The following is an 11,859-nucleotide window of genomic DNA, read 5'->3' as shown; positions in this document are numbered from 1 at the left end:
CTGGCATTAGGGCAAGCCCCCTCCCACATTTGATCTTCACATGGCTCAGGTTTTCGGGGTGTCAGTCGCCGTAGATATCCGACTTGAAGTAGTGCTGCGAAATCTTCTGGTACTCCCCGCTCGCCCGAATCCCGTCAATCGCAGCGTTCAACTCGCTGACCAACTCGCCATTGCCCTTGCGCACCGCAATCCCCGCGCCCTCGCCCACGTATTTCGGGTCTTTCAGCTCCGGGCCGACAAACGCGTAGCCCTTGCCCCGTGGCATCTGCAAGAAGTCATTCAGCGGAATGGTGTCGGCAAAGATCGCATCCAGGCGCCCCGCTGCCAGGTCCATGTAGATCTCTTCGTTATTGCTGTAGCGCTTGACGGTGATGCCCTTGGGTTCAAACACCTCGGTGGCATAACGGTCCGTGGTGGTGGCGCGTTGCACACCGACCGTCTTGCCCTTGAGGCTGGCGTACTGGTCATCCACCACGGCGCCGTCCTTCATCACCAGGCGTGACGAGGTGAAATAGTATTTGTGCGTGAAGTCCACCGACTTCTTGCGGTCGTCGTTGATGGTCATGGACGACAAGGCCATGTCGATTTTCTTCACTTTGAGGGAAGGAATCAGACCATCGAACTCGCCTTCGACCCACACGCACTTGACCTTCATCTGCGCGCACAGTGCATTGCCGATGTCGTAGTCGAAGCCAACGATCTTGCCCTCTTCGGTCTTCGACGCGAACGGCGGGTAAGCCGCCTCGATGCCGATGCGCAGGGTTTTCTCGGCGGCCAGCAACGGGCCGGACGCAATCAGGCCCAAGGCCAATGCGCTGATAAGGGAAAGTTTCTTCATGGACGTGATCTCGCAAGGTGTTGTTGATTTGGCAAGAGTGAAGAAAAAGACGCAGCGTTTTTTGTACTTATAATTCCATACTGGACTTTTACGTATCACCCGTCAATCGCAGTTGTACCGCGTATGCACCAACACCCGCGTAAACGGCGGCGCCGCCCTGGCGCCTTCGCGTGCGCCGCGAATCCAGCGCACTGCTGCTGTCATCTCGCCGACAAAATCGTGGGACACCACATAGTCCATCACCCCGGACTCCAACATTGCCCGCGTGTGCCCGGTGAGTTCATGGCCGACAAACACCGGGCGCTGCTCGGCAGCAATGGTGCCGATGGCCTGGGCCACGCCCCGGTTGGCGCCCGCCACGTTGTAGATAGCGGCCGGGTAGTCGTGCTTGGAGAAGTAACGCATCAGCTGTTCGGCGGTGGTCTCCGGGCGGTCATCGGACATCATCCGCTCATCGATTTTCAGGTGCGGAAACTCCGCCCGCAGCACCCGCCGAAAACCCATCTCACGCTCCTGCTGGCAGCGGAACGACACGCTGGACACCAGCAGAATCTTGGCCTTCTCCCGCGCCAGCGCATTGCCGATCAACAACCCGGCCACACTGCCGGCGGCGTACTGGTCGTTGCCCACGTAGGCGCTGCGCCCCGAATTGGGCAGGTCGGTGGTCAGGCACACCACCGGGATGCCCTGGCGGCACAAGGCGCGGATCGCCCGGTTGATCGCCGGATGTTCGCGGGACACCACGATCACACCGTCAGCGGCGGCGCCGTCGGCCTGCACCTGATCAGCGAAGGCCGCCGGGTCGACCTGGTTGGTCGGCACGTAGTGACCGTGTACCACCACGCCAGGGGTGGAGCTGTTGATCACCGCCTCCGCCCTGGCCAGGGTGGCGTTGAAGGTCTCTCCCGAATCGCAGAACAATTTGATGTGCAGCGTGGCGGTGCCATTGGCCAGGTCCTGCTTGAGCTTGTCCAGCGCAGCCAGCACTTTGAGCCGAGTGTTTTCGCGCACACCCAGGCGGTTGTTCAGCACGCGGTCGACGGTGGCCACACCGACCCTGGCGACCTTGGCGATTTGCTCGACGGTGGGGCCTTTCCAGAGTTGTGCAGGAGTTTGAGCGGGCATGAACGGTGCCTTGTCGATGATGGAAATACCATCAGTTATAAAGGGTAATTCCTGACTTATCGACGGGTTTGTCACGCTAAATTTGATGGAATAGCCATCAGCATTAGCCATTGCTCGTCCTTGAACGAAGATTTGGCGCCGCCAATAATCGCTCCATAACAACCACAACAATTCGTCAGGACATCCCCACCATGACCATCCGCATCGCCGTGATCGGCGCCGGCATCATGGGCGAAGACCACGCCCGCATCATTGCCCAGGATTTGCCTGGCACCACCCTCCAAGTGATCTGCGACGCCAACCCCGAACGCGCCAAAGAAGTCGCCAAGCGCTACGGCGCCGCGCACGTGGCCACCGACCCGCTGGCCACCCTGGCCCGCAACGACGTCGACGCGGTAATCATCGCCAGCCCCGATGCCACTCACGCCGCGCTGTGCCTGGCGGCCATCGAGATCGGCAAGCCGGTACTGTGCGAGAAGCCACTGTCGCCCAGCGCCGAAGAATGCCTGGCCGTGATCGACCGGGAAATTTCCCTGGGCCGCCAGTTCATCCAACTGGGTTTCATGCGCCGCTTCGACCCGTCCTACCGCGAAATGAAGCACGCCCTGCACAGCGGCGCGATTGGCAGCGCGGTGATGATGCATAACTTCCACCGCAACGTTGAAGCACCGGCCAATTTCAGCGGGCAGATGGCGATCAGCAATTCGGCGCCCCATGAGTTCGATGTGGCGCGCCATGTACTCGACACCGAATACAGCGCCATCTCGGTGTTCCAGCCCGCCGGCGGCATCGGCGCGCCAGTGTTCATGGTGCTGGAGACCCGCGACGGCCACCTGGTGAATATCGAGGTGAACAACAACGCCCACTATGGCTACGACGTGCGTGGCGAGTTGGTGGGCAAGCAAGGTTCGGTGCAACTGGCTGGCCCCGTGCACGCCCACTACAACAGCGGCTTGCAGGCGGTGCAGCGTTACGCCGCCGACTGGCGCCCGCGCTTTGCCGAGGCCTATCGCTTGCAGGACAAGGCGTTTGTCGACTTCGTACGCACCGGCCAATTCCCGGCCCACGCTGCCACGGCCTGGGACGGATATTGCGCCACGCGGGTCGCCGAAGCCGGCGTACAAGCGCTGACCGAAGGCCGCCGCGTCACCCTGCGTACCCTGGACACCCCGTCACTCTATCTGCCACGCGAAGGAGCCTCGCTATGAAGCTGGGATTTGTCACCGATACCCTCGGCAACCTGCCCTTGGGCGATGTGCTCAAGCACGCCGAACGCATGGGCCTCTCGGGCCTGGAAGTGAACACCGGGGGCTGGTCCACCGCGCCGCACTTCAACCTCCAGCAGATGCTCGAGAGCAATGCCGCACGCCGGGATTTCACCCGCAGCTTCGAGCAGCACAACCTGGAGATCATCGCCCTCAACGCCAACGGCAACCCGCTGCACCCGACCCAGCCGGAACAGGCGCAGTGCCTCAAGGACACGATTCGCCTGGCCGGTGAATTGGGGATCAAGACCGTGTGCACCATGTCCGGCTTGCCCGAAGGCCAGGCCGGCGACCGCATGCCCAACTGGGTGGTGGCCTCATGGCCGCCGGAAACCCAGACCATCCTGCGCTACCAGTGGGAAGAACGCCTGCTGCCGTTCTGGAGCGAGATCGCCGACCTGGCCAAGGCCCACGGCGTGGAGCGTATCGCCCTGGAACTGCACGGCAGCCAGTGCGTGTACAACGTGCGTTCGTTGCTCAAACTGCGCGACGCCATCGGCCCGCTGATCGGCGCCAACCTCGACCCGTCCCACCTGTTCTGGATGGGCGCCGACCCACTGGCCGCCGCCGATGCCCTGGGAGACGCGCTGTACCACGTGCACGCCAAGGACACGATGCTTAATGCGCCGGTGCAAGCGGTGGATTCACTGCTGGAAAACGGCTCGTTGATGGACGTGTCGGCGCGCAGCTGGTCGTACATCACCCTCGGTTTCGGCCATGGCGAAGAGTGGTGGCGCCAGTTCTGCTACCGCCTGAAAATGGCCGGCTACGACGGCTGGCTGTCCATCGAACACGAGGACGTGCTGCTCAACAGCCTCGAAGGCCTGGAGAAATCCGTCGCGTTGCTCAAAGGCGTGATGCCGGTCGCCGCCAGCGACTTCAAACCCCAAGCCATTTAACCTCCCCGGAAAAGCACTCAGCCCCATCGGCGGCTGAGTGCCCTTTCGTTTCAGTCGGAATATCACAATGACAATTAATTCCTACGGAAATACGGCGGACGACACTGGCGCGTTTCTCAACACCGAGAAACGCCAAGCCCGACGCTACCTGCAAAAAATCACTTCCATCGCCACCTTTGGCGGCCTGCTGTTCGGCTTCGACACCGGCGTGATCAACGGCGCCCTGCTGTACATGAAAGACGACCTGGGGCTCACCCCCATGACCGAAGGGCTGGTGACCAGCTCGCTGCTGATCGGCGCGATGCTCGGTGCGCTGGTGGGCGGTCGCGTGTCCGACCTGCAAGGTCGGCGGCGCAATATCCTCTACCTGGCCGTGGTGTTCTTTATCGGCGCCCTGGCCTGCGCGCTGGCGCCGAACTTCAATGTGATGATCACCGCGCGCTTTATCCTCGGCCTGGCCGTCGGCGGTGCCTCGGTGGTGGTGCCCGCCTATTTGGCCGAGATGTCACCGTCCAATATTCGCGGGCGGATCATCACGCGCAATGAGCTGATGATCGTCACCGGCCAGTTCCTCGCGTTTACCACCAACGCGCTGTTGGGCAACCTGTTTGGCGACCTCGACGGCGTGTGGCGCTGGATGCTCGCCCTGGCCACCTTGCCCGCCGTCGCGCTGTGGTTTGGCATGTTGTATATGCCCGAAAGCCCACGCTGGCTGGCGACCAAAGGCCGCTTCAAGGAAGCGCTGGAGGTGCTCAAGCTGGTGCGCGAAGAGTATTACGCCAAGGAAGAAATCGCCGCGATCACCCGCCAGATCAGCAATGAGAAGTTCGTTAAAAGTGGCGGCTGGCGCGACCTGTCGAAAAAAGGCGCACGCCGTGTGATGTTGATCGGCATCGGTATCGCCGTGACGTCGCAGCTGACCGGCGTCAACTCGATCATGTACTTCGGCACGCAGATCCTCACCGAAGCCGGCCTGGCCCAAAGCAGTGCGCTGATCGCCAACGTGGTCAACGGGGTGATCTCGATTGCGGCGACCTTTATCGGCATCTACCTGCTGGACCGCGTTGGCCGGCGGCCGATGATGCTGCTGGGCTTTGCCGGCACCACCCTGTCGTTGTTGATGATTGGCCTGGTGTCGACCTGGTTCGAACCGTCGGTGACCCGTGCCATGCTGATCCTCGGCGCCATGGCGTTTTTCCTGGCGTCGATGCAAGGGCTGATCGGCCCGTCGTTGTGGGTGATGCTGGCGGAGATCTTCCCGATGCGCATTCGCGGCGGCTGCATGGGCATGGCGATTGCCGGGCTGTGGCTGACCAACGTGATGATCGGCCTGTTCTTCCCGACGCTGGTGGCGACCATTGGCATCGGCCAGACCTTCTTTGTGTTTGCCGGCGCCGGCGTGCTGTCGCTGATCTTCGTGGCGGTGTGGGTGCCGGAGACGCGTGGCAGCACCCTGGAAGAAATCGAACACCGTCTCTACGACTGACTGACCTGACGGCGTGATGGCGAAAAAAGCCATCATGCCGCTATTAACAATCATTCTCGTTTGTTATATTCCGCCGCGCTTGCTTCCATGGCTGTCAGGTAGCTTTATGTCCGGCTCAGATCTCAAGGCGCTTTACCTCGCTCATCGTGGCGAAATCCAGGCTTACCTGGACCGCCGTCTACGCTGCAAGGAAACTGCAGCCGACCTGACGCAGGACGCGTTCATCCGCCTATCGGAACAGATGGGCCGTACCCGCATCGAAAACTTCCGCGCCTATCTGTTCTCCGCCGCGCGCAACCTGTTCATCGACCACACCCGCCGCCAGGAACACCGCCAGGGCGAGCCGCTGGAGATGCAGGAGCCGGGCAGCCTCGAACAACCCAGCCCCACCCTGGAACAAGCCGCCATCGCCAACCAACAGTTGTCGGCCCTCAATGAGGTGCTGCACAACATGCCCGAGCCTTGCCGCGAAGTGTTCTTGCTGGTACGGGTCGAAGGCCTGACCTATGTGGAGATCGGCGAGCGCCTGGGGATATCCCCCAAAACCGCCTACAGCCGCATGGTGCGCGCCCTGGACTTGTTGAAACTGGGCATGCCCAATTAAAACGCCATGGATTTCTTGTAGTGAGCGGGCTTGCCCCGCGCTGGGGGGCGAAGCCGCCCTAAACCCAGGCACTGCGGTGTTTCAGTTAGACCGAGGTGTATGGATTGGGGGCGGCTTCGCCACCCAGCGCGGGACAAGCCCGCTCACTACAGCATGCCCGAGTGAACGCCTTCACTTATACTCGCCACCTGACCGGTTTTCGTTGAATTGATTAGCCCATGAGTGTTGAACCGCCGCGCCTGCTCCCGCCCCTCGCCCGCCCCGATGACGCCAGTCACCAGGCCAGCGAGTGGTTTGCCTTGATCCAGGCCGGCACACCCACCGCGGCCGAGCGCGCTCAACTGGCCCAGTGGCTGGCCGCCGACCCGCGCAATGCCCAAGCGTATGCGCACCTGGAAAAACTCTGGGCGGCCACGGCGCTGCTGGCGCCGCCCAAGGTTCAACCGCCACAACTGTCCCGCCGCCGTTTTGTCGGCTTGGCCGTGGCGGCCAGTGTGGCGGTGGCCGCCACCAGCGCCAGCACCCTGTGGCTCAAGGGCGTCAGCTCACCGTTTGCCGATGTGCGCACCGCCGTTGGCGAGCGGCGCAGCGTGCAATTGCCCGACGGTTCGACGGTGGAATTGGCCGGCAACACCGCGCTCAACCTGAATTTTTCCACCACCCAGCGCTCGGTGGAATTGCTGCACGGCGAGGCGTTTTTCAGCGTGTTGCCCAAGGCCGCCGGGGAGTTTTCGGTGCAGACCCAGGCCGGTCGCGTGTTGACCAGCGAGGCTGATTTTTGCCTGTCGTGTGACGGCGCCAACGCGCAGTTGAGCGTCAGCCGCCACACGGTGCGGGTGATGACACCCAACCAGCAGACAGACCTGGGCGAAGGCCTATCGCTGCAATTCAGCGCCACCCACACCGGCGCCATCCAACGCGCCGAACTGGAGCAAGTAATGGCCTGGCGCAGTGGCCGCCTGGTGTTCTTCGACACGCCGCTGCTCACCGTGGTCAACCAGCTGCAGCGCTGGCGTGAAGGCAAGATCTTCATCCCCGACCCACAACTGGCAGCACGCCGGGTCAGCCTGATCCTCAACCTGAACCGTCCGGACCAGATGCTCGACGTGCTGTCCAAGGCCCTGGCCGTGCGCACCACCCGCTACACAGACCTGATCACCCTGATCCAACCGGCCTAATTGCAAATAATTCACATCGCCATCAGGTATCGCCGCGCTTCATCCGTCCTAGATGGACTGATAGCGCGACCTCATAGGGAAACACCTGAATGGCAAAGCATCCTCAACCCACCCAGCACTGGCGCGCCGCCGCCCTCGCCTGCACCCTGCTCATGGGTGCCGTCCCGGCACAGGCGGCACCGGCCACTGGCACCTCGGTCGATCAGCTGTCGCTGAACATCCCGGCCCAGCAACTGCGCCAGGCCTTGTTGGTGTTCAGCCAGCAATCGGGGCAAAACGTGCTGCTGGACGGCAACCTCGACGGCGCCTTGCGCAGCTCGGCGGTGGTGGGGGTGTATTCGCCGGAACAGGCCCTGGCCGAACTGCTCAAGGGCAGCGGCTACGGTTTTTCCCGCACCGATGCGGTGACCCTGTACCTGGTGCCGCTGCCGAAACAGGCCGACGGCATGACCTTGCCCGCCATCCACATTCAGGATTACGCGGGGCTGGATGGCGGCCCCAGCGTTGGCTACATCGGCAAGCCGAAATCCACCACCACCAAGCTCGGCCTGACCGACAAGCAAACCCCGCAAGCCGTCACCGTGGTGACCCGCGAGCAAATGGACGACTTCAAGCTCAACAGCGTGAAGGAAGCCCTGCGCAGTGCGCCGTCGGTGACCGTCGAACAATTCGAAACCGACCGTACCGCGTTCACCTCCCGGGGTTTCAAGATCGAGAATTTCGAGTTCGACGGCATGGGCCTGCCCTTCTCCGGCGGCGTGCTGGTGGGTGAGCAGGACATGACCGAGTTCGAACAGGTCGACGTCTTGCACGGCGCCAACGGCCTGATGAGCGGCGCCGGCGACCCCTCGGCCACGGTCAACCTGGTGCGCAAGCGTCCCACCGACACCTTCCAGGCGCGGATCGACGCCAGCGGCGGCTCCTGGGACAACCGGCGTTTGGCGCTGGACGTGTCCGGCCCGCTGACCGACAGCGGCAATGTGCGCGGGCGCTTTATTACCTCTCACGACAAGGGCAATTCATACCTCGACCATTACAGCCACGAAGTCAACGTGATGGCGGGTTTGCTGGCCTTTGACCTGTCCGATGCCGACACCCTCACTGTGGGGTTCTCCCAGCAGGACAGCTACTCCAACGGCAGCACCTGGGGCGGTCTGCCGATTGCCGACTACGCCGGTAACCGCATCCACTACAGCAACCGCAGTTCCAGCGTCGGCCAGCCGTGGACCTACTGGAATATCCAGACCCAACGCGCCTTCGCCGAGCTGACCCACGCCTTCGATAACGGCTGGACCAGCACCCTCACCGTGTCCGGCATGAGCCAACACTCCGACACCAAAATGCTCTACGCCATCCCGATCAGCGCCAGCACGGTCGCCGCGTATATCAACCGCACCACCAGCACCGAGCATCAAGTGGCGGCCGAAGGGCAACTGTCCGGGCCGTTCAACTTCCTCGGCCGCGAGCATGAGCTGACCCTTGGCGCCAACTACGGCCGCTTGCATCACACCGAACGCGGGCACTACCGGACATCGTCGGGCAACCAGGTGGAAAACCTGGAGGATGTACTCGCCGGCAACGTGGTGGAGCCGGAGATGAACTACACCGACGACCTCAACACCCAACTCTTTACTGACCGCCAGAAAAGCCTGTTTGCCGGCGCCCGTTTCAGCCTCACCGACGACCTGCACTGGATCGCCGGCGCGCGCATGCTCAGCGCCGATGGCGACGGCATGGGCTACGGCTCGGCCCACGACACGCGGGTACACGGCAAAGTCACGCCCTACACCGGCCTGGTCTACGACTTGAACCCGCAGTGGAGCGTCTACACCAGCTGGACCGAGATCTTCAAACCGCAATACTTTCGCAGCTCCGCCGGCGGCATCATCGAACCGCTGGAAGGCAAAAGCATGGAAGTCGGCATCAAGGGTCGCCTGCTGGACGAACGCCTGGGCGTCACCGCCGCGGTGTTCAAGACCGAGCAACAGAACGTCGCCGAAGCCACCGGGGCCATTCAGAACGGCCAGTACCTGTACCGCGGCGTGGACTACAAGAGCCGGGGCGTCGAGTTGGAAGCCAACGGTGAACTGCTGCCCGGCCTGTCCCTCGCGGGCGGCTACACCTACGTGCATATCGAAGACAACAACGGCGAAAAAGCCCGCCAATACGTGCCCACCCACAGCGTGCGCGGCAGCCTGACCTATCGCCTGCCCGGCGTGCCCCAGGCCAAGATCGGCAGCCGCGTGCAGTGGCAGAGCCACACCGAAGTCGACAGCAACAGCCGCGTGTACCAGAGCGCCTACGCCCTGGTGGACCTGATGGGCAGCTACGACTTCGACGAACACTGGAGCACCTCGCTGAACCTGAACAACCTCACCGACCAGAAGTACCTGCTGTCGCTGTACCAGGCTGCGGGTTCAACCAACTACGGCGCGCCGCGCAACGTCACGGCCTCGGTGACCTGGAAATACTGAGCATGAGTTTTTTGCACAACCCATCGGTGTTTTTAGGCGTTCATCTCTAGTTTTATGCATGCCTATACTCGGTTCGGCCACTCGGTCGAACCGAGGGTCAGTCCCTACAACAAAAATTCAAGGACAGTGACCATGACCCAGCCCTTCCTGGCCGCTCGGGATTTTCTACTCGCCCACCGCACCGACTACGCCACTGCTGCCCGGGATTTCCGCTGGCCGCAATTGGACGTGTTCAACTGGGCGCTGGACTACTTCGACGTGATGGCCGAGGGCAACTCGGCCGATGCGCTGTGGATCGTCGAAGAGGACGGCAGCGAGCAACGCTACAGCTTCCAGCAACTGGCCACGCGCTCCAACCAGGTGGCCAATCACTTGCGTTCTCTGGGCGTACGCCGTGGTGACCGGGTGCTGTTGATGCTGGGCAATGACGTGGCGCTGTGGGACACCATGCTCGCCGCGTTCAAGCTCGGCGCGGTGGTTATTCCGGCCACCGCCCTGCTCAATGCCGATGACTTGCGCGACCGTATCGAACGCGGGCAGGTGCGGCATCTGGTGGTGGGTGAGGCGCATGTCAGCAAGTTTGACGGCCTGGCCGACGGTTGCAGTCGCGTCTGTGTCGGCGAAGCCCCCGTCGGCTGGGTCGCCCACAACGCCGCATTCGAACACCCCGAACACTTCGAAGCCGAAGGCCAGACCCGCGCCACCGACCCGGTGCTGCTGTACTTCACCTCCGGCACCACCTCCAAGCCGAAGATGGTGCTGCACAGCCACCAGAGCTACCCGGTGGGCCACCTCTCGACCATGTACTGGATCGGCCTGCAACCGGGCGACCTGCACCTGAATATTTCCTCGCCGGGCTGGGCCAAACATGCCTGGAGTTGCCTGTTCGCGCCGTGGAATGCCGGGGCGTGCATCTTTATCCATAACGTCGCACGGTTCAGTGCACCGGCCTTGCTTAACGCGCTGGAACGCTACGGCGTGACCAGCCTGTGCGCGCCGCCCACGGTGTGGCGCATGCTGATCCAGGAGGATTTGGCCAGCTACAAATCACGCCTGAGCCTGCGTGAACTGGTGGGCGCCGGCGAACCGCTGAACCCGGAGATCATCGAACAGATCCAGCACGCCTGGGGTTTGCCGCTGCGCGATGGCTTCGGCCAATCGGAAACCACCGCGCTGGTGGGCAATACGCCGGGGCAATTGCTCAAGCCAGGTTCCATGGGCCGCCCGTTACCGGGGTATCACGTGGCATTGCTCGACCCGGATGGCGTACCCGGCAGCGAAGGCGAAGTCGCCCTGCCCCTGGACGTGCGCCCCCTCGGGTTGATGCTGTGCTACGAGGACAGCCCGGAAAAAACCGCCGAAGTGATGCGCGACGGGTATTACCGCACCGGCGATACCGCCCAGGTCGATGCCGACGGCTACATCACCTTTGTTGGCCGGGCGGACGATGTGTTCAAGGCCTCCGACTACCGCATCAGCCCGTTTGAACTGGAAAGCGCGTTGATCGAACACCCGGCGGTGATGGAAGTGGCGGTGGTGCCGAGCCCTGATCCGCTGCGACTGGCGGTGCCGAAAGCGTTCCTGATCCTGGCCCACGACGCCCCCGGCAGCGATGAGCTAGCGCGTCACATTCTGGCTTTTGCCCGTGAAAACCTCGCGCCGTACAAACGGGTGCGGCGCATTGAGTTTGTGAGCGAGTTGCCCAAGACCATTTCCGGCAAGATCCGTCGCGTGGAGCTGCGGCAGATGGAGGTTTTACGGCGCCAGAGTGAAACGCGAGGGGAGCAGGAATACTTCGAAGAGGACTTCGCGGTGACCACCCCCACGGCCTAACTGCCTACCTCGGTTCAAAATATGGAAAGGGGCCAATGTGGGAGGGGGCTTGCCCCCGATAGCAGTCTGTCAGCCCAAGATGTTTTGGCTGATACACCGCCATCGGGGGCAAGCCCTAATGCCAGTCAGTTAAGGAAACAGCAGATGAGCGGCTTTC

Annotated in this window: 9 protein-coding genes; 7 read left to right on the top strand and 2 right to left on the bottom strand. The window is 62.6% G+C overall.

The window, feature by feature from the left end; translation table 11 throughout:
• Nucleotides 1-61 precede the first annotated feature (61 nt).
• Nucleotides 62-838: an ABC transporter substrate-binding protein gene (locus tag DYL61_RS30315; RefSeq protein ID WP_135311437.1), complete on the bottom strand. Its 777-nt coding sequence runs from the start codon at nucleotides 836-838 to the stop codon at nucleotides 62-64.
• Between the two features lie 102 nt (nucleotides 839-940).
• The gene (locus DYL61_RS30310; protein WP_135311436.1) at nucleotides 941-1,963 is read right to left on the bottom strand and encodes a LacI family DNA-binding transcriptional regulator; all 1,023 of its coding nucleotides are present in this window, start codon (nucleotides 1,961-1,963) and stop codon (nucleotides 941-943) included.
• 191 nt (nucleotides 1,964-2,154) lie between these two features.
• On the opposite strand from DYL61_RS30310, the gene DYL61_RS30305 reads away from it, so the two are divergent.
• From DYL61_RS30305 to DYL61_RS30275, 7 genes are all read left to right on the top strand, one after another.
• On the top strand, nucleotides 2,155-3,171 hold the full coding sequence (locus DYL61_RS30305; protein WP_135311435.1) for a Gfo/Idh/MocA family oxidoreductase: 1,017 nt from the start codon (nucleotides 2,155-2,157) through the stop codon (nucleotides 3,169-3,171).
• Entirely contained in the window at nucleotides 3,168-4,127 is a 960-nt protein-coding gene (locus DYL61_RS30300) for a sugar phosphate isomerase/epimerase family protein (RefSeq protein ID WP_135311434.1), read from the top strand. The genes DYL61_RS30305 and DYL61_RS30300 overlap by 4 nt, the downstream gene beginning before the upstream one ends.
• A gap of 67 nt (nucleotides 4,128-4,194) precedes the next feature.
• The gene (locus DYL61_RS30295; RefSeq protein ID WP_135311433.1) at nucleotides 4,195-5,613 is read left to right on the top strand and encodes a sugar porter family MFS transporter; all 1,419 of its coding nucleotides are present in this window, start codon (nucleotides 4,195-4,197) and stop codon (nucleotides 5,611-5,613) included.
• A 106-nt stretch (nucleotides 5,614-5,719) separates the two neighbouring features.
• The gene (locus DYL61_RS30290) at nucleotides 5,720-6,217 is read left to right on the top strand and encodes an RNA polymerase sigma factor (protein WP_135311432.1); all 498 of its coding nucleotides are present in this window, start codon (nucleotides 5,720-5,722) and stop codon (nucleotides 6,215-6,217) included.
• 218 nt (nucleotides 6,218-6,435) lie between these two features.
• Nucleotides 6,436-7,395: a FecR family protein gene (locus DYL61_RS30285; RefSeq protein WP_135311431.1), complete on the top strand. Its 960-nt coding sequence runs from the start codon at nucleotides 6,436-6,438 to the stop codon at nucleotides 7,393-7,395.
• A gap of 89 nt (nucleotides 7,396-7,484) precedes the next feature.
• Nucleotides 7,485-9,869, top strand: coding sequence for a TonB-dependent siderophore receptor (locus DYL61_RS30280; protein WP_135311430.1), 2,385 nt, complete (start codon nucleotides 7,485-7,487; stop codon nucleotides 9,867-9,869).
• A gap of 132 nt (nucleotides 9,870-10,001) precedes the next feature.
• Nucleotides 10,002-11,702, top strand: a complete 1,701-nt coding sequence (locus DYL61_RS30275) for an AMP-binding protein (protein WP_135311429.1) — start codon at nucleotides 10,002-10,004, stop codon at nucleotides 11,700-11,702.
• Nucleotides 11,703-11,859 lie beyond the last annotated feature (157 nt).

Source organism: Pseudomonas nabeulensis, assembly GCF_004682045.1.
Taxonomy (GTDB): Bacteria; Pseudomonadota; Gammaproteobacteria; order Pseudomonadales; family Pseudomonadaceae; genus Aquipseudomonas; species Aquipseudomonas nabeulensis.
Note: the sequence above shows the minus strand (reverse complement) of the source record. Positions and strands in the feature narration are given on the sequence as shown.

Coding starts and splice junctions, on each gene's coding strand:
- DYL61_RS30315 (WP_135311437.1), bottom strand. CDS start 838: ATGAAGAAACTTTCCCTTATCAGCGCATTGGCCTTGGGCCTGATTGCG.
- DYL61_RS30310 (WP_135311436.1), bottom strand. CDS start 1,963: ATGCCCGCTCAAACTCCTGCACAACTCTGGAAAGGCCCCACCGTCGAG.
- DYL61_RS30305 (WP_135311435.1), top strand. CDS start 2,155: ATGACCATCCGCATCGCCGTGATCGGCGCCGGCATCATGGGCGAAGAC.
- DYL61_RS30300 (WP_135311434.1), top strand. CDS start 3,168: ATGAAGCTGGGATTTGTCACCGATACCCTCGGCAACCTGCCCTTGGGC.
- DYL61_RS30295 (WP_135311433.1), top strand. CDS start 4,195: ATGACAATTAATTCCTACGGAAATACGGCGGACGACACTGGCGCGTTT.
- DYL61_RS30290 (WP_135311432.1), top strand. CDS start 5,720: ATGTCCGGCTCAGATCTCAAGGCGCTTTACCTCGCTCATCGTGGCGAA.
- DYL61_RS30285 (WP_135311431.1), top strand. CDS start 6,436: ATGAGTGTTGAACCGCCGCGCCTGCTCCCGCCCCTCGCCCGCCCCGAT.
- DYL61_RS30280 (WP_135311430.1), top strand. CDS start 7,485: ATGGCAAAGCATCCTCAACCCACCCAGCACTGGCGCGCCGCCGCCCTC.
- DYL61_RS30275 (WP_135311429.1), top strand. CDS start 10,002: ATGACCCAGCCCTTCCTGGCCGCTCGGGATTTTCTACTCGCCCACCGC.